General features: G+C 70.9%; 19 protein-coding genes. 12 read left to right on the top strand and 7 right to left on the bottom strand.

Translation table 11 applies throughout. The features are described from left to right. Nucleotides 1-96: 96 nt before the first annotated feature. Nucleotides 97-1,371 carry an aminotransferase class III-fold pyridoxal phosphate-dependent enzyme gene (locus tag AB0I67_RS42835; RefSeq protein ID WP_357936693.1) on the bottom strand — a complete coding sequence of 425 codons (1,275 nt, stop codon included), beginning with the start codon at nt 1,369-1,371 and terminating at the stop codon, nt 97-99. A gap of 232 nt (nt 1,372-1,603) precedes the next feature. Between AB0I67_RS42835 and AB0I67_RS42830 the strand changes: the two genes are divergently transcribed. Next, on the top strand, nt 1,604-2,323 hold the full coding sequence (locus AB0I67_RS42830) for an alternative oxidase (protein ID WP_357936691.1): 720 nt from the start codon (nt 1,604-1,606) through the stop codon (nt 2,321-2,323). Here AB0I67_RS42830 and AB0I67_RS42825 read toward each other — a convergent pair. Further along, the gene (locus tag AB0I67_RS42825; RefSeq protein ID WP_357936690.1) at nt 2,320-3,786 is read right to left on the bottom strand and encodes an MFS transporter; all 1,467 of its coding nucleotides are present in this window, start codon (nt 3,784-3,786) and stop codon (nt 2,320-2,322) included. The two genes, AB0I67_RS42830 and AB0I67_RS42825, sit on opposite strands and share 4 nt — an antisense overlap. Nucleotides 3,787-3,841: 55 nt before the next feature. Here AB0I67_RS42825 and AB0I67_RS42820 point away from each other — a divergent pair, with 55 nt between their 5' ends. The 5 genes from AB0I67_RS42820 to AB0I67_RS42800 all read left to right on the top strand — a co-directional run bounded on the left by AB0I67_RS42820 (nt 3,842) and on the right by AB0I67_RS42800 (nt 8,985). Beyond that, nucleotides 3,842-4,561: a TetR/AcrR family transcriptional regulator C-terminal domain-containing protein gene (locus AB0I67_RS42820; protein WP_357936688.1), complete on the top strand. Its 720-nt coding sequence runs from the start codon at nt 3,842-3,844 to the stop codon at nt 4,559-4,561. 12 nt (nt 4,562-4,573) lie between these two features. Beyond that, nucleotides 4,574-6,160, top strand: a complete 1,587-nt coding sequence (locus AB0I67_RS42815) for an AMP-binding protein (RefSeq protein WP_357936686.1) — start codon at nt 4,574-4,576, stop codon at nt 6,158-6,160. 95 nt (nt 6,161-6,255) lie between these two features. Then, a complete protein-coding gene (locus AB0I67_RS42810; RefSeq protein WP_357936684.1) occupies nt 6,256-7,875 on the top strand; it encodes a PucR family transcriptional regulator ligand-binding domain-containing protein in 1,620 nt (539 codons plus the stop codon). A gap of 13 nt (nt 7,876-7,888) precedes the next feature. Beyond that, nucleotides 7,889-8,221, top strand: coding sequence for a cupin domain-containing protein (locus AB0I67_RS42805; protein ID WP_357936682.1), 333 nt, complete (start codon nt 7,889-7,891; stop codon nt 8,219-8,221). 74 nt (nt 8,222-8,295) lie between these two features. Then, nucleotides 8,296-8,985, top strand: a complete 690-nt coding sequence (locus AB0I67_RS42800) for a CAP domain-containing protein (RefSeq protein WP_357936680.1) — start codon at nt 8,296-8,298, stop codon at nt 8,983-8,985. On the opposite strand, the gene AB0I67_RS42795 is transcribed toward AB0I67_RS42800, so the two are convergent. After that, nucleotides 8,955-9,197: a MarR family winged helix-turn-helix transcriptional regulator gene (locus AB0I67_RS42795; protein ID WP_357936678.1), complete on the bottom strand. Its 243-nt coding sequence runs from the start codon at nt 9,195-9,197 to the stop codon at nt 8,955-8,957. The two genes, AB0I67_RS42800 and AB0I67_RS42795, sit on opposite strands and share 31 nt — an antisense overlap. Then, entirely contained in the window at nt 9,110-9,625 is a 516-nt protein-coding gene (locus tag AB0I67_RS42790; protein ID WP_357936676.1) for a hypothetical protein, read from the bottom strand. Before AB0I67_RS42790 ends, AB0I67_RS42795 begins: the two co-directional genes overlap by 88 nt. 603 nt (nt 9,626-10,228) lie before the next feature. On the opposite strand from AB0I67_RS42790, the gene AB0I67_RS42785 reads away from it, so the two are divergent. From AB0I67_RS42785 to AB0I67_RS42775, 3 genes are all read left to right on the top strand, one after another. After that, nucleotides 10,229-10,603, top strand: a complete 375-nt coding sequence (locus AB0I67_RS42785; RefSeq protein ID WP_357936674.1) for a hypothetical protein — start codon at nt 10,229-10,231, stop codon at nt 10,601-10,603. A gap of 384 nt (nt 10,604-10,987) precedes the next feature. Then, nucleotides 10,988-11,551 carry an ATP-dependent endonuclease gene (locus AB0I67_RS42780; RefSeq protein ID WP_357936672.1) on the top strand — a complete coding sequence of 188 codons (564 nt, stop codon included), beginning with the start codon at nt 10,988-10,990 and terminating at the stop codon, nt 11,549-11,551. Further along, nucleotides 11,548-12,561, top strand: coding sequence for a hypothetical protein (locus tag AB0I67_RS42775; protein WP_357936670.1), 1,014 nt, complete (start codon nt 11,548-11,550; stop codon nt 12,559-12,561). Before AB0I67_RS42780 ends, AB0I67_RS42775 begins: the two co-directional genes overlap by 4 nt. Here AB0I67_RS42775 and AB0I67_RS42770 read toward each other — a convergent pair. After that, nucleotides 12,558-13,061 (bottom strand): MarR family transcriptional regulator, encoded by a 504-nt coding sequence (locus AB0I67_RS42770; protein ID WP_357936668.1) that lies wholly within the window; start codon nt 13,059-13,061, stop codon nt 12,558-12,560. The two genes, AB0I67_RS42775 and AB0I67_RS42770, sit on opposite strands and share 4 nt — an antisense overlap. An 84-nt stretch (nt 13,062-13,145) precedes the next feature. Here AB0I67_RS42770 and AB0I67_RS42765 point away from each other — a divergent pair, with 84 nt between their 5' ends. Further along, nucleotides 13,146-14,540, top strand: coding sequence for an LLM class flavin-dependent oxidoreductase (locus tag AB0I67_RS42765; protein ID WP_357936666.1), 1,395 nt, complete (start codon nt 13,146-13,148; stop codon nt 14,538-14,540). 22 nt (nt 14,541-14,562) lie between these two features. On the opposite strand, the gene AB0I67_RS42760 is transcribed toward AB0I67_RS42765, so the two are convergent. Beyond that, nucleotides 14,563-15,012, bottom strand: coding sequence for a hypothetical protein (locus tag AB0I67_RS42760; protein ID WP_357936664.1), 450 nt, complete (start codon nt 15,010-15,012; stop codon nt 14,563-14,565). An 88-nt stretch (nt 15,013-15,100) separates the two neighbouring features. Here AB0I67_RS42760 and AB0I67_RS42755 point away from each other — a divergent pair, with 88 nt between their 5' ends. After that, nucleotides 15,101-16,123: a methyltransferase gene (locus tag AB0I67_RS42755; protein ID WP_357936662.1), complete on the top strand. Its 1,023-nt coding sequence runs from the start codon at nt 15,101-15,103 to the stop codon at nt 16,121-16,123. A 4-nt stretch (nt 16,124-16,127) separates the two neighbouring features. On the opposite strand, the gene trpS is transcribed toward AB0I67_RS42755, so the two are convergent. Next, nucleotides 16,128-17,084, bottom strand: coding sequence for a tryptophan--tRNA ligase (gene trpS, locus AB0I67_RS42750; RefSeq protein ID WP_357936660.1), 957 nt, complete (start codon nt 17,082-17,084; stop codon nt 16,128-16,130). A gap of 245 nt (nt 17,085-17,329) precedes the next feature. On the opposite strand from trpS, the gene AB0I67_RS42745 reads away from it, so the two are divergent. After that, a complete protein-coding gene (locus AB0I67_RS42745; protein WP_357936658.1) occupies nt 17,330-18,796 on the top strand; it encodes a phosphodiester glycosidase family protein in 1,467 nt (488 codons plus the stop codon). Nucleotides 18,797-19,136: the final 340 nt, after the last annotated feature.

The following is a 19,136-nucleotide window of genomic DNA, read 5'->3' as shown; positions in this document are numbered from 1 at the left end:
GCCAGCGCGACCTTGCCGCTGACCTGGCCGGTGGCCGGGTTGGTGATGTCGGCGGTGCGGGCGTCGCCCTCGACCTCCACGCCGCCGATCCAGTGCTTAACGAACTTCATCGTTCAGAGTCTCCAGAGCGGTGACGATGATGCCGAGGCCCTCGTGCGCCTCCTCGACGGTGAGCGTGAGCGGCGGGGCCATGCGGATCGCGGTGCCGTACAGGCCGCCCTTGCCGGCCAGCAGGCCGAGCTTCTTGGTCTCCTCCATGAAGCGGCCGGCCAGCGCCGGGTCCGACAGCTCGACGGCGAACATCAGGCCCTTGCCGCGCACGTCGGTGACGATGGGCAGGCGCTTGGCCGCCTCGCGCAGGCCGTCGATGATGATCTGGCCGGTGCGCGCCGCGTTGGCCTGCAGGTCGTGGTCGAGCACGTAGTCGAGGGTGGCGCTGGCGGCGGCCATCGAGATCGGGTTGCCGCCGAAGGTGGCCAGGCCGATCGCGGGCAGGGCGTCCATGAGGTCACCACGCGCAACGACGCCGCCGACCGCGAAGCCGTTGCCCAGGCCCTTGGCGAAGGTCAGCATGTCGGGGGTGACGCCGTGGTTCTGGATGCCGAAGAAGGACTGGCCGGTGCGGCCCCAGCCGGTCTGCACCTCGTCGGAGATGAACAGGATGCCGTGCTCGTCCAGCACCTCCTTGTAGGCGGCGAACAGGCCGTCGGGCGCCATGGTGAAGCCGCCCACGCCCTGGATTGGCTCGGCGATCAGCGCGGCCACGTCCTTGGAGACCACGGTGGCCAGCGCGTGCCGCAGGTCGGCGACGCAGGCCTCGATGTACTCGGCGTCGTCCATGCCCTTGAAGGCCGGCAGGTGGCGGTCGGCGCCGTGCAGGAAGTGCACGTTGAGCGGCGACAGCGAGTTGTTCTTCCAAGTGGTGTTGGAGGTCACCGAGATGGCGCCGAAGGAGCGGCCGTGGTAGCTCTGCCGCATGGCGAGCACCTGGTCGGTCTTGCGGGCGTAGGTGGCCAGCAGCAGGGCCGTCTCGTTGGCCTCGGTGCCGGAGTTGGTGAAGAAGACCTTCGCGTCCGGGATGCCGGAGACGCGGGCGATCTTCTCGGCCAGTTCGACCTGCCCGCGCAGCAGGTACACCGTGCTGGTGTGGACCACTCCGGTGGCGAGCTGCCGCTCGACCGCTTCGCGCACCTCGGGCACGTCGTACCCGATCATGTTGGTGAGGATGCCGGCGAAGAAGTCCAGGTAGCTCTTGCCCGAGGCGTCGACGACACGGTTGCCCTTGCCGCTGACGATCTCGATGGGCTCGGAGTAGTAGAGGGCCAGCCAGTCGGGGAGGACGGCCCGGTGGCGCGCGAGGAGGTCAGACATGGTTCGAGTATCCCGTGTCCGCAAGATCGGTCCCACCATCAACCTGTCGGCTTGCGGCCAAATTCCCTGACAGGTTGCAAGGACCCCTAGGGGATGCCCCGTCCGCCTGGCGGTGTACGTCCCGGAGGCGGGGTTACCTCCGGCGAGGCAGCGCCGGTGCCATCCGCCGGGCGACGACCGGGAGGGGGGTCGTCGCCCACTATCGGATCAACGACGAAACAGGAGATCCGAGATGACCGTCACCATCGACCACCGCACCGCCACCGCCGCCACCGCCGCCCCTGTCCACCCGGGCCCGCCCAAGCTGAGCCGCGAGGAGTTGCGCCGCGCCGAGGCGGAGACGCTGGGCACGCCGCGGATGAAGTACAGCCTGCTGGCCCAGCTCATGTTCAAGCCCGTGGACCTGCTCTACGGGAAGAAGGGGTCCTTCACCAAGTTCGCGATGCTCGAGATCATCGCCCGCGTGCCGTACCAGGCGTGGGAGCGGATGGGGTACTGGGCGGTCCATCGCCATCGCACCCGCTCGACGCTGGCCAAGCGGGTCTTCGAGCGCATCGTCGAGGCCCGCGAGGACCAGGACAACGAGCAGTTCCACCTGCTGATCATGGAGGATCTGATCGACCGGCAGGGGCTCAGGCGCAACTGGCTGCTGCACCGCGCGGCGCCGTGGGCGATCTCGTTCTTCTACTACCACGTCTCGTGGCTGCTGTTCCTGGTGCACCCGAAGTGGAGCTACCGGCTCAACGCCGAGTTCGAGGACCACGCCGAGCACACCTACATGGACTTCGTGGCCGAGAACCCGGACCTGGAGTTCGTGCCCGACCCCGGCACCTACGCCGACGGCTACGGCCGCTACCGCTCGGTGGCCGACCTGCTGCGACAGATCGGCCACGACGAGCGGGTGCACAAGCTGGACAGCCTGGAGAAGATGGCCGCGCCCCGCATCCGCTAGGCCGCCACGGGCTCCTGAGCGGCGGCGGCGCGCTTCCTCAGCAGGACCATGCCGAGGAGCGCGGCCGCCGCGCTGAAGGCCGCGCTGACCCACGAGCCGGTGGACATGGCCACCCCGAAGGCCTGCTCGGCCTGCGCCGGGAACTGCTGGAAGGCCAGGCCGTAGGAGTCGGCCACCGAGGCCGGCACCGAGGCGGGCAGGTTGGAGGCGAAGACGCCGGCCAGCACGCTGCCCAAGATCGCGATGCTGATGGCCATGCCGACCTGTTGCAGGGTGTCGTTCATGGCCGAGCCGACACCGGCGTGCTCCAGCGGGATCGCGCCCATGATGGTGGCGTAGCCCGCGGGACCGGCCAGGCCGCCGCCGACGCCCATGACCAGCATCGAGGTCAGGATCATGAGGTAGCCGTCGGCCAGGGCCAGGACGACGAAGGCCGCGGAGATGATCAGCAGCCCGGCGACGATCAGCGTCTTGTTGCTCAGCTTCTTGCCCAGGGTGGCGCCCAGCCCGTTGCAGACCGCGGCGGCCACCGCGTACGGCAGCAGCGCCAGACCGGCCTGCATCGGGGAGTACCCGAGCACGAACTGCAGGTAGTAGGTGAGCAGCATCATGACCGCGCCCATGCCGAAGGACATCAGCAGCAGGGTGAAGGAGGCCCCGCTGAAGTCACGGCTCTTGAACACCCCCAGCGGCAGCATCGGCTGCTCGGCGCGGCGCTCCCAGAAGACGAAGGCGCCCAGGCTCAGCACCGCCACCGCGATCACGGGCAGGTTCCACTCCCGCTCGATGATCACGTAGACGGTCGAGGTCAGGCCCACGACCGACAGCACCACGCCGACCGGGTCGATCTTCCGCCGCACGTCCCCGTAGGTCTCCGGCATCAGGACGAAGGCGGCGATGATCGCGATGATCGCGACCGGGATGTTCAGCAGGAAGACCGAGCCCCACCAGTAGTGCTCCAGCAGGACGCCGCCCAGGGTCGGGCCGAGGATGACGCCGACCATCGACACCGTCATCCAGCCGGCCATCGCCTTGCGGCGCTCCTCGGCGTCGAAGACGGTCATCAGGATCGACAGCGTGGAGGGCATCAGGATGGCGCCGCCGACCCCCATCAGGAAGCGGGCGGCGATCAGCATCCAGGGCTCGGAGGCCACGACCGCCACCAGGGAGGCCACGCCGAAGACGGCCAGGCCGATCACCAGCATCAGCCGCCTGCCGTACCGGTCGGACAGGCTGCCGGCGGTGAGCAGGAGTCCGGCCATGGCCAGCACGTAGGCGTCGAGGATCCACTGCACGTCGGAGGCCGTGGCGCCCAGTTCCGTGGTGAGGGAGGGGATGGCCAGGTTGAGGACGGTGCTGTCGATCACCAGGACCAGGAGGGACAGGCAGAGCACGAGGAGGATCCACCAGCGGCGGGGATCTCGAACAGCGTGCGATTCTTCTCGTACAGTGTGCGACTTCACTCGCACACTGTACGACAAGTCTCGCACAGTGTGCGAGCCGGTTTAATCTGGAGGCGTGAACAAGCAGTTCAGCTCGGTCTGGACCCGCGAGCCGCGCCCGGTGAAGCCCGCCGGCCTCAGCCGCGACCAGATCGTCGCCACCGCCCTGGACCTCCTCGACGCCGAGGGCCTCGACGCCCTCAGCATGCGCAAGCTGGGGGCGCGGCTGAACGCCGGGGCCACCAGCATCTACTGGCACGTGGCCAACAAGGAGGAACTGCTCGAACTGGCCTACGACGCCGTCTGGGGCGAGGTGAAGCTGCCAGAGCCGGAGGGCGAGACGCTGCCCCCGCTCCTGGCCTGGCGCACCGTGGTGCGCGCGTTCTGCTTCGACCTGCGGGCCGCCATCATCCGCCACCCGTGGATGGGCGCGCTGCTCGGCCGGCTGCCCGCCCTCGGCCCCAACACGCTCGGCATCTACGACCGGCTCCGCAAGTCCTTCCGCGCGGCCGGCTTCGCCGGGCTGGAGATCGACCTCGGCTGCGCGACCGTCCTGTCCTACGTGATGGGCCAGGTCATCCCGCAGACGTTCTACTTCACCGAGCACGGCGGTCCCACCGAGAGCGACATGGCCCGGATGCTGGAGATGGCCGAGCAGGCCACCCGCGACTTCCCCGACCTGATGGCGGACCTGCGCGCCCTGCACACCGCCGACCACCGCGGCACCCAGGTCCTGGCCTTCGAGTGGGGCCTGATGTGCGTGCTGGATGGTCTGGAGGCCCGGCTGAACGCCTGACAGTATCGGGACATGAACGACTTCCGCGCCGCTCGCGATCTGCTGCTGGGTTCCGACTACGCCACCGCCCGCCGCGACTTCCGCTGGCCCGAGCTCGCGGAGTTCAACTGGGCCCTCGACTGGTTCGACCACCAGGACGGCGTCGCGCTCAAGTTCGCCGGCGGCCCGTCGTTCACCTTCGCCGACCTGACCCGCCGCTCGGGCCAGGTCGCCAACTGGCTCCATGCCCAGGGCGTACGGCGAGGCGAGCGCATCCTGCTGATGCTCGGCAACCAGATCGAGCTGTGGGAGGCCATGCTCGCCGCGATGAAGCTCGGCGCGGTGATCATCCCCGCGACCACGCTGCTCACCGCCAAGGACATCACCGAGCGCATCGAGCGCGGCGAGGTCAAGCACGTGATCGCCAACGCCGCCGACGCCGCCAAGTTCGAGGCCGGCGCCTACACCCGGATCTCGGTCGGCGAGGCCTACGGCTGGCTGCCCTTCCACGAGGCCTACGAGGCCCCCGCCGAGTTCACCCCCGACGGGCCCACCCGCGCCGGCGACACCCTGCTGCTCTACTTCACCTCCGGCACGACCTCCCAGCCCAAGCTGGTCGAGCACACCCACGCCTCCTACCCGGCCGGGCACCTGTCCACGATGTTCTGGATCGGCCTGCGGCCGGGCGACGTGCACCTCAACATCTCCTCGCCCGGCTGGGCCAAGCACGCCTGGAGCAACGTCTTCGCGCCGTGGAACGCCGGGGCGACCGTCCTGATCCACGACTACCAGCGCTTCTCGGCGCCCAAGCTGCTGGAGATCCTGCGCGACGAGGGCGTGACGACCTTCTGCGCGCCGCCGACCGTCTGGCGGATGCTCATCCAGGAGGACCTCGCCGCCTGGAAGCTGCCGCTGCGCACCGCGGTCGCCGCGGGCGAGCCGCTCAACCCGGAGATCATCGACCAGGTGCAGCAGGCGTGGGGCCTGACCATCCGCGACGGCTACGGGCAGACCGAGACGACCGCGCAGATCGGCAACGTGCCCGGCATGCCGGTCAAGCCGGGCTCGATGGGGCTGCCGCTGCCCGGCTACGAGGTGGTGCTGGTCGATCCGGTGAGCGGGGAGCCGGGCACGGACGGGGAGATCTGCCTGCCGCTCGGCGAGGGCCGGCCGCTCGGGCTGATGGCCGGGTACGTCGGGCGCGAGACCTCCTCCGGCGACGGGTACTACCACACCGGTGACGTCGCCACCCGGGACGCCGACGGGTACATCACCTATGTCGGGCGCACGGACGACGTGTTCAAGGCCTCCGACTACCGCATCTCCCCGTTCGAGCTGGAGAGCGTGCTGCTGGAGCACGAGGCGGTGGCCGAGGCGGCCGTCGTGCCCTCGCCGGATCCGGTGCGGCTGGCCGTACCCAAAGCCTTCGTCGTGCTCGCGCCCGGCTTCGAGCCGACCGAGGAGACCGCGCGCTCGATCCTCGACTACTGCACGGCCAACCTGGCGCCCTACAAGCGGATCCGGCTGCTGGAGTTCGCGGAGCTGCCCAAGACCATCTCCGGCAAGATCCGCCGGGTCGAGTTGCGTGAACAGGCCGCCGGCACCGAGTTCCGCGCCTGAGCGTCTCCGGGACGGCACGCAGCGCGAGCGATTGCACAGCACTTTGTAAAGGGATAAGTCGCCCTATTTACAAGCTGATCGGATAGGCTTCGCGCGTGCTCCCCACCATCGCCGACGTCCTCGCCCTGGAGACCGTCCGCCGAGGCAATCCCCGGGTCGTGGCGGGCTCCGACCGGCTGGACAGCCGGGTGCGCTGGGTGCACGTGGGCGAGATCGCCGACCTCGCCCACCTGCTGCGCGGCGGCGAGCTGGTGCTCACCACCGGCGTCGCGCTCCCCGACGACCCCGACAAGCTGGCCGCCTACATCGTCGAACTGGCCGCCGTGGGCGCCGCCGGGCTCGTCGTCGAGCTCGGCCGCCGCTTCGTCCGCGAGCTGCCGCGCGCCGTGGTCAAGGCCGCGGAAGAGCACGGCCTGCCGCTGATCGTGCTCGCCCGCGAGACGCCGTTCGTGCAGATCACCGAATCGGTGCACTCGCGCATCATCGACATCCAGTTGGAGGAGCTGCGCGCCTCGGAGCAGCTCCATGAGGTCTTCACCGAGCTGTCGGTCGAGGGCGCCTCACCCACCGAGGTCCTCGCCCAGGTCGCCCGGCTGGCCGGCCGGCCCGTCGTGCTGGAGAACCTCGCCCACCAGGTGCTGGCCTGCGAGTCGGCCGGCCGCGACACCGGCACCCTGCTGGCCGGCTGGGAGTCGCGCTCGCGTGCCGTCGCCCCCGCCGAGCGCACCGCCTACGACCCCACCGCCGGCTGGCTGGTCACCACGGTCGGCGCCCGCGGTCAGGACTGGGGCCGGCTCATCCTCGCCTGCGACGCCCCGCCCACCCCACGCGACCTGGTCCTCGCCGAACGGGCGGCCACCACCCTCGCGCTCGGCCGCCTGCTCGAACGCCACCAGGAGTCGCTGGAACGCCAGGCGCACGGCACGATCCTCACCGGCATCCTCACCCACGCCTACTCCGACCCCGACGAGGCCGCCGCACGCGCCCGCGCCGTCGGCGTCCCGCTCACCGGCCGCAAGCTGATCAGCGTCGTCATCCGCCCCATCGACCAGGCCGAGCAGGCGCTCGACGGGCAGGCCCTGCTCGGCGAGCTGGCCGAGGCCACCGCCGCCGCCTGCCGCGACGCCCGGCTGCCGGCCCTCGTCGGCGCCCTCGACCAGGACCGCGTCGGCATCCTGCTCCCCCTGCCCGCGCGCACCGCCGCCGAGCCCGCGCTCACCGCCCTCGCCGACCGGCTGCGCATGCTCTGGAAGCCCGGCTCGGCCTTCGTCCTCGCCGCCGGCTCCGTCGTCGAGTCGGTCAGGGACGTACGGCGGAGCTTCCTCGAAGCCGAGCAGGTCGCCGACGTCGCCGTCCGCCAGCCCGACGGCCGCGCCTACTACCGGCTGCCCGACCTGCGCCTGCGCGGCCTGCTCCACCTGCTGCGCGACGACTCCCGACTGCAGACCTTCGCCGAACGCGAGCTCGGCCCCCTGCTCGCCCACGACGCCCAGCGCGGCGGCGACCTCACCCGGATCCTGCGGATCTACCTCGACGCCGGGCGCAACAAGGCGGTCGCCGCCCAGAAGGCGCACCTGTCGCGGCCCGCCTTCTACGACCGGCTGCGCCGCCTCGAACGCATCCTCGACACCGACCTCGACGACGTCGAGTCGTGCCTGTCGCTGCACGTCGCCCTGCTCGCCCTGGAATCCTTCCGCCGAGACACCACCCGATAAGGACCCGCTCGCTGTGCTGCCCTTCGACGGCGCTTTCGCCCTCTCCGTCCGCGACGCCGACCTCGAACCCGACCCCCTGGACCCGGCGTCGATCGTCTCGGGCACGCCGGAGACCTTCCACCTGTCCCTCGGGGACGGGCGCGGCATCTGGGAGATCACCCCGGGCGTCGTCACCGACGTCGAGCGGGACGAGATCTTCGTCGTGCTGAGCGGCCGGGCGAGCATCGCCATCGCCGGCGGGCCGACCGTCGAGGTCGGGCCCGGGGACGTCTGCCTGCTGGCCGAGGGCGCCCAGACGACCTGGACCGTGCACGAGCGGCTGCGCAAGGTCTACCAGGCGCACTGAGTACGGCTTCATCGGGGAATTTGAGTAAAGGGGTACTCAAGTTCCCGGCAAGGCGGCCGCCGCATGCTGACGTCATGAAACGTCTCGCCTTTCTCGGAGCGGCCGCCGTCCTCATCGTCCACGCCTCCCCCGCGCAGGCGGAGACGTCTGCCGTCAGCGCCGCCGCGTGCGCCGACGCCGACCTGGTCATCCAGGACAAGTCCGCCTTCCCCGACACCGCGCGCGGCCGCTACGACTACAACCGCCAGTCGAGCCGCATCGAGCAGGCGGTGCTCTGCCTGGTCAACGCCGAACGCACCGGCCGCGGCCTGCAGCCGGTGAAGCGCTACCTCGCCCTGCGCGGCACGACCGTCGCGCTCAGCAGCGCGGCGTGGAAGCACGTCACCGCCGCGGTGCGGATCCGCTGGTGGGGAACGGTGGCCCAGGTCGGCAAGTGCACGCCGCTCAAGTACGACCCGAGCCGCTGCGACCCGCACATCGACCCCGAGACCGGGACCGACCCCGCCGCCCGGGCCAAGGCCGCCGGGTACTGCAAACGCGGCACCTGGCAGGTCGGCGAGAACGCCTACACCGGCTGGGGCCGTGCCGCCGTTACCCCGAGCGCCGCCGTCCGCTGGTGGATGCGCAGCCCCTCGCACCGCGACACCATCCTCACCCCCGGCTACACCGAGATGTACACCAAGGCGGCGTACGGCAGCGCCGACCCGGCCGCCTCGGCCACGCCGGGCGCGACCTACGTCCAGTTGTTCGGCCGCTGCGCCTGATTCAGCCGGACGAGCAACACGACGAACCGCTCCCGCTCACTCACGGTGAGCGTCTCCAGCAGCACGGCCTGGACCCCGGCCACGCTGCGGTCGAGCTCTTCGAGCTGGCCGTCGCCCGCCGTGGTCAGCGTGATGATGTTGCGCCGCCGGTCGTCCGGGTCCGGGGTGCGGTGGACCAGCTTCCGCTCGGCCAGGTCGTTGATCGCCGCCACGATGTCGCTGCGATCGATGCCGGTGCGCCCCGGCCGAGCAGGGCGTAGTGGTAGGGCCGCGACCCGGTGCCGGACAGCGCCTGGCCGATGACCCTACTGGCCGTGGTGGCGAGCTGGTTGATCAAGCGGCACGGCGGGGTGCGCAACCTGGCCGGGGTGAGGCCCTCGGCGTTGCCGACCACGCCGAGCTCACCCAGCTCATCTACCGCCTCTACACCTGCCTGGACGAGGGCCGCTTCGACGAGCAGCGCCCGGGCGTCGTCGGTGAGCTCCCCTGTCTGTTGCCGGGGCATGTGCGGTTCGAGGTCGCGCGGGTTGTCCAGGACGGAGTCGAGTTCGCGGATGAGGTCAGCCGGGTGCAGGTCGAGGCGGCGGGCCAGTTCGATGATGGTCATGACGGGGAGGTCGGCGAGGTATTCGAGCTGCATGGTGTGCGGCAGGTGGGGATGAATGCCGAGCAGGTCGCCCAGTTCCCAGATGGTGAGCGCGCCGGTGTGCAGGCTGGTCTGTCCATGCGCGGCGCTGCCTCACGCTCGGCTTGGTGTTTGGCCGCTTGGCCCGGTGCGGTGCCGGGTTCAGTAGTCCTCGGGGCCTTGGTAAGTGCTGGGGTGTTCGACGTGCGGCAGGCCGGCGGGGTCGAACAGCGCGTACAAGCTGACGACGTGGTTCCTTGGGATGGCTCTTGCCGCCGAGCTGCTGCAGCAGCGACGGTCGGTATCCACTCCCCTCCAGTGCGCTACGTCATCAAGCCTTTGCATCTCGCAGCGGACACGGCACCGCGCTGTCCCGATCCGCCGGCCGTTGAGGGCGTCACCCCCGATGATGACGGGGCGGGAAAAGAAAAGCGGCTCCAAGCAAAAAGCGGCCCAGGAGAGATGGATATTCGTCCAGCATTCTGCCCACGAAGGCGGCCAATCGCCGGACAGCTCGTTCCGCGGTCGAGAAAGAATCTTGCCGCCCTTCTGGACTCCTAACGAAGTGCGGAGTAACGATGGATGGCAAGAGGAAGAAACGAGCAGCGGGAGGTTTCCATGCTCAAGGAACTATGCGCTGCCGGCGCGCTGGTGGCTGCGGCCCTCGCCCCGGCGACAGGATCGCAGGCGTCGGCCTCGGCCGCGAAAGACCAGGCCGTCAGCACGCCCGCCGCGTCCATCTCGCTCGCCGCCGCCTGCACTTCGTCGCTCGCCCCGAGATGCAAATGGCTGAAGGATAAGAAGAAGGAATGCCTTTACTGCAAGACGAATAAAGGCGGATACCGGAAGCAATACTGCAAGAAGGCCGAGCATTCGAAGGTGCGCGAATGCAAATACGTCAAGGAGCCGACTCCGGCTAGCCCGAATCGTTACTGCATCGTATGCGTACATCCGACCACCGGGAAGCAGCTGTCCAAGGAATGCTACTCCTAGCACCGTTGCCGGATTTCACGGCTACGCGGCCTCGCCGCATTCGGCCCCATAGGCCGCGGGGCTCTCCGCCACCCTGCCGACCAGCTGGAAGTGGTTGGTCGGCAGGGTGGCGGCGCCTTCGTCGCGGACCGGACCGGCCGGCGGGCGACCGGGCCGCGGCGGCCGCGGGTCAAGGAGCCTCCCGAGGCCCTGGCTTCGTGCCGGGTGGCGGTGGCTGCCGCTGGTCGGCGCTGAGCAGGTCCAGGCGCGACACCAAGTGAAGCTGTCCGGCGGGACGCGGCACCCTCCCCCAGCCGGGCGCCGCGGCTTGACCTGAACTCCCCCGGCCCGCCACGCCATAAAGCGGTCGAATCCCCCGGCGGCTGATGCCAAGCTGACCTGGTGATGCCGAGCGACACCCGAACCGTGGTCCTGGTCGAGGGCGAGAGCGACCGGGCCGCCGTCGAGGCCATGGCCCACCGCCACCATCGCGACCTGACAGCAGAGGGCATCGCCGTAGTGCCGATGGGCGGCGCCACCAGCATCGGCACCTATCTCGCCAAATACGGCCCCCAGGGCGCCGACCTCCGCCTGGCCGGCCTGGTCGATCTCCGCGAAGAGCCCGACTTCCAGCGCGCCTTGGAACGAGCCGGGTTCGGCCCCACCCTCACCCGCACCGACCTGGAAACCCTCGGCTTCTTCGTCTGCGTCGCCGACCTCGAAGACGAACTGATCCGCGCCCTCGGCACGGAGGAGGTCGAACGCGTGCTGGCCACCGGCGGCGACCTCAGCTCGTTCCGCACCCTCCAAGGCCAGCCCGCCTGGCGCGGCAAGCCCGTCCAGGACCAGCTCCGCCGCTTCATGGGCGCCGGCAGCGGCCGCAAGATCCGCTACGCCGGCCCCCTGGTCGCCGCCCTCACCCCCGACCGCATCCCCCACCCCCTCGCCCGCCTCCTGGCCTACCTGTGATCACCCACGCCCACGCCCACCGCCTGACCGCCCACAAGACCGTCTCCACCACCCTGGCCGGGCTCGGCGACCACGAGCTGACCGAGCTCGTGGCCCACGCCCCCGGGCTCGGCTCCGGCCTCGGTGGCCGATCGGCTCTGCTGGACGTCGCCGGGATCCCGGTGTTCGTCAAGCGGGTCCCCCTCAGCGACCTGGAACGCCGCCCCGACCTGGTCGGCTCCACGGCGAACCTGTTCGAGCTCCCGCTCCTCTGCCACTACGGCGTCGGCACCGTCGGCGCGCCGAGCTTCGGGGCCTGGCGGGAGTTGGCGGCCCACGCCATGACGACCGGATGGGTGCTGACCGCCGAGCACGAGGGCTTCCCGCTGATGCACCACTGGCGGGTCCTGCCGGACTCGGCGCCACTGCCGGACGAACTGGCCGACGTCGACCGGGCGGTCGCCTACTGGGGCGGCAGCGCCCGGGTACGCCACCGGATCGAGGCCCTGCGCCAGTCGTCGGCGAGCCTCACGTTGTTCCTGGAACACCTCCCGCTGAACCTGCACCAGTGGCTGAGCGGCCACGACCGGATCGCCGACGCCTGCACCGAGGTGGAGCGGGAGCTGGCCGCGGGCGTGGCGTTCATGAACAGCCGCGGCCTCCTGCACTTCGACGCGCACTTCGAGAACATCCTGACCGACGGCCGCCGCCTCTACTTCGGCGACTTCGGCCTGGCCCTCTCGGCCGGGTTCGAGCTGGCGCCGGACGAGGCCGCCTTCTTCGACCGCAACCAGCACTACGACCGCGGCTACACCGCCTCCTGCCTGGTCAGCTGGCTGGTCACCGCGTTGTACGGACTCCGGCCCGACGACCGGGACGGCCGCTTCGCGCTGGTGCACGCTTTCGCCGAAGGGGAGCGCCCCACGGGCATCCCGGCCGAGGCGGCCGAGGTCATCCTGCGCAACGCGCCGGCCGCAGCGGCCGTGGCCGGCTTCGTGCGGGAGTTCCGCCGGGAGTGCCCGCGGTTCTAGAGCCGCAGGCGCAGGGTTTCGACGGCCTGGCAGGTTTCCTCGAGGTGTTCGCCCTCGCCGTACACCGCCGCGACCCGGCCGAGGAGGTCGCGGAAGCGGGCGGCGTCCTCCTCGCCCAGCACGCCGAGCAGGTGCCGTTCGACGTGCCGGAGGCCCTGTTGCGCCTGTTCCCAGATCTCGCGGCCCCGGGCGGTGGCCACGATGCGGCGGTTGCGGCGGTCGGCGGGGTCGGGCTGGCGTTCGACGAGGTCGAGGGCGACCAGGTCGTCGACGAGGTAGGTCATCACGGTCTTGTCGATGCCGAGCTGCCGGGCCAGGGCGCCCTGGTTGGCCGGGGTCTCCTGGACGGCCGAGGCCAGCACCTGGAAGCCGCGCGGCCCGCCGGGCAGGGCGTCGATGACGGTGTCGGCGGCCTTCACGTAGACCCGGAAGAGGGTGCCGAGCGCCCAGCCGAAGTCGGCGTCCAGCCCGCCCTCGGCTCGTTCCGCGTCCGTCGTCACGACCGCCATCCTACAGGAGGTTGCTGTTTAAACCTTCTGTATGACATATCATCTGTCTTACAGACGATTGCCTTGGAGGGTCCCATGGCCGACTACGGTCACGATCTGCTGTTCGGCGTTTTCCTCAGCCCGGCCGCCCCGCATGCCGGCCGTACGCTCCAGCTCGCGAAGCTGGCCGACTCGGCCGGGCTCGACCTGGTCACCGTCCAGGACCACCCCTACCAGCCCGCCTTCCTGGACGCCTGGACCCTGCTGTCGGTGATCGCGGCGAACACGCAGCACGTCCGGGTGGCGGCCAACGTGGCCAACCTGCCGTTGCGACCGCCTGCCGTACTCGCCAAGAGCGTCGCGAGCCTCGACATCCTCAGCGGCGGCCGGGCCGAGCTGGGGCTGGGCGCGGGCGCCTTCTGGGACGGCGTCGCGACGCTGGGCGGGCCGCGGCGCACGCCGGGCGAGGCGCTGGAGGCGCTGGAAGAGGCGATCGCGGTGATCCGCGCGCTGTGGTCGACCGGCGGCAGCTTCGACGGCCGGCACTACCGGCTCGACGACGCCCAGGCCGGGCCGATGCCGCCGCACGACCCGGCGATCTGGGTGGGCGGGATCCGGCCCAGGATGTTGCGGCTGATCGGCCGGCTGGCCGACGGCTGGCTGCCGAGCATGGCCTACGTCCCGCTGTCGCAGCTCGGTGCCGGCAACCGCCTGATCGACGAGGCCGCGGCCGAGGCCGGGCGCGACCCGGCGGCCGTCCGGCGACTCTACAACATCGGGCCGCGCGACGCCGAGCCCGCCTTCCTCGCCGAGCTGGCGCTGGAGCACGGAATGAGCACCTTCATCCTCGCCGGCGACGACCCCGCGGCGATCCAGGCCTATGCCGAGGAGGTGGCGCCCGCCGTCCGCGAGCTGGTCGCCAAGGAACGGGGCACGCCCGAGCCGCAGGCCCCCGCGGTGGAAGCGCTGTGGGACGAGGCCACTCGCCCGCACGCCCCCGCGGTGACCGGCGGCCGGAGCGGCGAGGGCCAGCACCTGGTCGAGGTGCACGACCACCTGCGGGGCGAGCTGGCGCAGCTCAAGGAGATCATGGCGCAGGTGGTCGCGGGCTCCATGGACCCGGCCGCGGCGCGCGGGGCGATCAACCAGATGACCGTCCGGCAGAACAACTGGACGCTCGGCGCCTACTGCGCGTCCTACTGCCGGCTGGTCACCACGCACCACACGCTGGAGGACCAGAGCCTCTTCCCGCACCTGCGCCGCGCCGACCCGCGCCTGGCCCCCGTGCTCGATCGCCTGGAGCAGGAGCACCACGTGATCCACGGGGTGCTGGAGGAGGTGGACCGCGCCCTGGTCGCCCTGGTGGGCGAGCCGGACGGCATGGACGGCTTCCGCGAGGCGGTGGCCCGGCTCGACCGCACCCTCTCCTCGCACCTGAGGTACGAGGAGGAGGAACTCGTCCCCGCCCTGTCCCGCCACGGCTTCCGCTGACCCGGTCCCCCCTTGCTTCCGGTCAGAGCGGCGAGGTGTAGATGATCTTCCAGGTGCCCGAGTAGCGGCAGTGCGCCGACGGCGCCGGCGACTTGGCCTCGCTGCACACCTTGAGTTCGACCTGGTAGACGTCCTTCAGGACGTAGGTGAAGTGCTTCGGCGTGCGGTAGGAGCAGTCCCTGAGCTTGCGCTCCTTGAACACGAAGGCGTTCTTGACGCGGACGGCGAACTGCATGAGCAGCCACGCGCAGGTGCCGGCGGGCCGGGCCCGGTCGGTCAGCGTGCCCTTGACGGTGACCTGGTCCGCGGTGGGCAGGGTGTCGTGGTCCTCGCCGACGGCGACGAGGGTGCCGGAGGCGCGGGCCTTGTCACCCGGCGCCCGGTACGGGCCCCAGCCGGCCGCCGCCGTGGCGGGCGGGGTGAAGGCGAGGACGGCGGCGAGCGCCACTAAGAGGGAGATGATGGTTCGCATGGGCGTAGTGTGCGGGAATCTCCTGGTGAGAGCCTGAGTAACCCCCTACCCATGTCTTTTGCCGACAAGTCGGCCTACCGTCGGGGGCATGCCCCTGCTCGCCAACCCCCTGGAAGCGCTCGCCTTCCGGCTGTCGCTGGTCCCGCCCGTGCTCGCCGACTACTTCGGCGTCCTGGGCTTCCACAGCCTGCTCGCGGGGGTACGGCTGGGCGTGTTCGACGCCCTGGAGGCCCGCCCGATGCGGCCCGGCGAGCTCGCGGTCGAGCTGGGCTGCGCCGAGGCGTCCACGGCCTCCCTGCTGCGGGCCCTGGCCGGGCTCGGCTACCTGAAGGTACGGCGCGGCCGATACGCCCTGACCCGCCCGGCTCGCGTCTGGTTGTGCACGAGCTCGCCCACCTGCCTCGCCGAGGGCCTGGAGTTCTGCGAGCGCAGCGTGGTGGCCTTGTGGAGCGGGCTGGAGAAGGCGGTGCGCGACGGCGGCCCGCCGGTCCCGCTGTACACGCTCACCGAGAGCGACCCCGAACTGTCGCGCGCCTTCCAGGCCTGGGTCGCCACGCTGGCCCGGCAGCAGGCGCCCTTCGCCGCCCGCGCCATCCCGGTCCACCGCGACGCGCGTAACCTGCTCGACCTCGGCGGCAGCCACGCCCAGTACAGCATCGCGCTCCTGCGCCGCCACCCCGACCTGCACGCCACCGTCCTCGACCTGCCGCAGGCGCTGACCGCGGCCGAGCCGCACCCCCGGCTCACGCTGCGCGCCGGTTCCTTCCTCGACGACGACCTGGGCGAGGGCTTCGACCTGGTGCTGCTCTTCAACGTCCTGCACGGCCTCGACGACCGGCAGGCGGCCGGCCTGCTGTCCCGGGTCGCGGCGGCGCTCAACCCGGGCGGCACCGTCGTCATCGGCGACCAGTTCCGAGGCCGCGCCCCCGGCCGCGCCAGCCGGACGCTCATGGACCTGCTCGACCTCAACTACCTGGTCGCGGGCGGTGGCGGGGTGCGGACCTTCGCCGCGACGGCCGCGCTGCTCACCGCCGCCGGCTTCCACCGGCCGCGGCACCGCCGCCCGCTCCGCTCCCCCGCCACCGACCTCGCCGTCGCCGTCCGGGCCTAGGCAGTCAGAAGCCCATCGCCTGCCGTACCTCCTCCAGGGTCCGGATCGCCACCGCGCGTGCCCGCTCGTTCCCCTCGGCCAGTACGGCACGCGCATCCTGCTCGGTGAGCTCGGCCCGGCGCTTGCGGATCGGCCGGAAGAACTCGTTGACCGCCTCGGTCGTCAGCCGCTTCAACGCCGCCGCACCCCCGTCGCCGATCTCCTCGGCCAGCTCCCGCGGCTCCCGCCCGGAACAGAGCCCGGCGATGGTCAGCAGGGTCGCCACCCCCGGCCGGGTCTCCGGCTCGAAGGTGATGCGCCGGTCGGCGTCGGTCACCGCCCGCCTGATCAGCGCGGCGGTCTCGTCCTCGCTCGCCTTCAGCGCGATCGAGTTGCCGCGCGACTTGCTCATCTTGCCGCCGTCCAGGCCGCCGAGCAGCGGTGTACGGCTCAGCATCGCCTCCGGCACGGGGAAGACCGGCGCGTACCGCTCGTTGAACCGGCGCGCGATCGTGCGGGTCACCTCGATGTGCGGGAGCTGGTCCTTGCCGACCGGCACCAGCGTGCCCTTGCAGAACAGGATGTCGGCCGCCTGATGCACCGGATAGGTGAACATCAGCCCGCTCACCGCCGCCTGCGAACTGTGCGCGATCTCGTCCTTCACCGTGGGATTGCGGCCCAGCTCGGCCACGGTGACCAGGCTCAGGAACGGCAGCAGCAACTGGTTGAGCTCGGGCAGCGCGCTGTGCTGGAAGATCGTGACCTTGGCCGGGTCGAGCCCGATGGCCAGATAGTCGAGCAGCACGTCGGTGATGTTGCGCTGGATCTCGCCGGGCAGGTCGCGGTCGGTGATCACCTGGTAGTCGGCGAGCAGGACGAACACCTCGTGCGTGTCCTGCAGCGCCAGCCGGTTGGCCAGCGAGCCGAAGTAGTGACCGATGTGCAGCGGACCGGTGGGCCGGTCGCCGGTGAGCACGGTCATGGGGAGTCCTCTCGAAGGTTCGGAAGGCGCCCCAGAAATGGCGAAAGGCCGTCCCCGGGGACGGCCTTCACGCATGTGGAAGTCAGCGGCCGTCGGGCGGCCGCCACCACATGCTGATTCGTGTCATCTCCCCATTGTGTCCCAATCAGGTAACCACTCCAACCGGGTTCGCGTGTTCTCCCCACTTGGACAGTTCCGGCTCGCCAGGATGGTTCGGTCCCGTTAGCCCCTTCTGGAGTTGTTTCATGACACGACGCCCCCTCGTCGTCGGCCTGGCCATGGCCACTTCGCTCACTCTCGCGGCCTTCCCGGTCTCGGCCGGCCTGGACACGACGACCTTCCCCGGCGGGTCCTTCCCGCTGGGCGCCGCCGCCGCGCCCACCAAGACGCAGAAGAGCGTGGCGCCTGGCATCGAGCTGTACAACGTGCTCGCGGGCAAGTCGACCGACGGTTACACCGTCACGATCCTCATGCCCAACGGCCGTGACCACGGCACCCGCGAGGCCGCCGACGCGGCGGCCGCCGCGGTGGAGGCCGCCGGCGAGACGCCCAGCGTGCAGCCGGTCGTCAAGCCCCAGGTCGCCGACGCCCCGGGCAAGGAGTACTTCGCCGTCCGCGTCGGCCTGTGGTCGCTCAAGGACAAGGACGACGCCGCCAAGACCATCAAGACGCTCAAGGACGCCGGGATCCGCTCCAAGCTGGACTACCTCGGCGACGACGGCGCGCAGACCACCGGCCCCTGGGACCTGCGGGTCCTGACCGTCGACAGCCGTACCTTCCGCGGCTCCTTCGCCGCCAGCCTCGGCACCAGCGTCGCCAAGCGCGAGACCACCTCGGCCATGGCCAAGGGCGCGCTCGCCGCCGTCAACGGCGGCTTCTTCAACATCCACACCCTGCCCGCGCTGCGCGGCGAGCCCGTCGGCGTCTCCGTCGTCGCCGGCCGCCTGCTCAGCGAGGCCGTCCCCGGCCGCTCCGCTCTCGTCCTCAAGGGGCGTACGGCACGCGTCACCGAACTCAAGACCGCCGTCAGCGTCACCGCCCAGGACGGCACCCGCACCGACGTCAAGGGTGTCAACCGCAACGCGGGCACCGACGAGTTCGTCCTCTACACCGAGGAGTGGGGGGCCAAGACCCCCGCCAACGACGGCGCCGACGCGGTCATCGACGCCAACGGCAAGATCGTCTCGCTCCGTACCTCCGGCGCCGCGGTGCCGGCCGGGCACCGGGTCGTGCACGGCTCCGGCGTGGCGGCCGAGTGGCTGTGGGAGCACGCCTGGGAGGGCTGGACCCTCCAGGTCACCACGACCGTCACCGACCTCCGTACCGGCAAGCCCCTCCAGCTCACCCCCGACCTGCACGTCGTCGGTGGTGGCGTCGGCCTGGTCCGTAACGGCCGCATCCGGGTCACCGCGAAGCGGGACGGGCACGACTCGGTCAACATGGTCCTCCGCCGCCACCCCCGTACCCTGGCCGGCGTCACCCGCAACGGCAGCCTCATCCTCGCCACCATCGACGGGCGCAAGCCCGGGATCAGCGTGGGGGCGAACATGATCGAGGCCGCCCAGGTCATGCGCTGGCTCGGTGCCGTCCAGGCGATCAACCTGGACGGGGGTGGGTCCACGGCCATGGTGGTCGGCCAGAAGGTGGTCAACCAGCCGTCCGACGGCCGGGAGCGGGCTGTGGGGGACGCGGTGTTGGTGATGCCGTCCTAGAGGGTGCGGCCGCCGGCTCGGCTGGCGGCTGCTCCCTGGACCCGGATGCCGGCTTAGCTGGCGACTGTCTCCGAGCCTCCGATGTCTCCGGGCCTCCGGTTCTGAGGGCCGACGTCACCCGCGATTTCCGGGGACGTCGGCCTCATTTACGGGTGCGCCCGCTCCATCTGGAGAACCACGGCACCTGATGGTCCTGAAACGCAGAAAGGCCCGCCCGGACACCCGGACGGGCCTAACCCTCGTGTAACGCAGTAGAGCCCGCCGGGAAACCCACGGCGGGCCCTACTGACCAATATTTGTGCGGCGGCGACCTACTCTCCCACACCCTGGCGAGTGCAGT

Origin of the sequence: Nonomuraea sp. NPDC050310 (assembly GCF_040655795.1) — a bacterium.
GTDB lineage: Bacteria > Actinomycetota > Actinomycetes > Streptosporangiales > Streptosporangiaceae > Nonomuraea.
This window is presented reverse-complemented; position numbering and strand designations above follow the sequence as displayed.

Bases quoted from the DNA above. Each gene is read 5' to 3' on its own strand.
- AB0I67_RS42800 (WP_357936680.1), top strand. From the start codon at position 8,296: ATGAAACGTCTCGCCTTTCTCGGAGCGGCCGCCGTCCTCATCGTCCAC.
- AB0I67_RS42830 (WP_357936691.1), top strand. From the start codon at position 1,604: ATGACCGTCACCATCGACCACCGCACCGCCACCGCCGCCACCGCCGCC.
- AB0I67_RS42780 (WP_357936672.1), top strand. From the start codon at position 10,988: ATGCCGAGCGACACCCGAACCGTGGTCCTGGTCGAGGGCGAGAGCGAC.
- AB0I67_RS42815 (WP_357936686.1), top strand. From the start codon at position 4,574: ATGAACGACTTCCGCGCCGCTCGCGATCTGCTGCTGGGTTCCGACTAC.
- AB0I67_RS42790 (WP_357936676.1), bottom strand. From the start codon at position 9,625: ATGCAGCTCGAATACCTCGCCGACCTCCCCGTCATGACCATCATCGAA.
- AB0I67_RS42760 (WP_357936664.1), bottom strand. From the start codon at position 15,012: ATGCGAACCATCATCTCCCTCTTAGTGGCGCTCGCCGCCGTCCTCGCC.
- trpS (WP_357936660.1), bottom strand. From the start codon at position 17,084: ATGACCGTGCTCACCGGCGACCGGCCCACCGGTCCGCTGCACATCGGT.
- AB0I67_RS42745 (WP_357936658.1), top strand. From the start codon at position 17,330: ATGACACGACGCCCCCTCGTCGTCGGCCTGGCCATGGCCACTTCGCTC.
- AB0I67_RS42765 (WP_357936666.1), top strand. From the start codon at position 13,146: ATGGCCGACTACGGTCACGATCTGCTGTTCGGCGTTTTCCTCAGCCCG.
- AB0I67_RS42785 (WP_357936674.1), top strand. From the start codon at position 10,229: ATGCTCAAGGAACTATGCGCTGCCGGCGCGCTGGTGGCTGCGGCCCTC.
- AB0I67_RS42755 (WP_357936662.1), top strand. From the start codon at position 15,101: ATGCCCCTGCTCGCCAACCCCCTGGAAGCGCTCGCCTTCCGGCTGTCG.
- AB0I67_RS42835 (WP_357936693.1), bottom strand. From the start codon at position 1,371: ATGTCTGACCTCCTCGCGCGCCACCGGGCCGTCCTCCCCGACTGGCTG.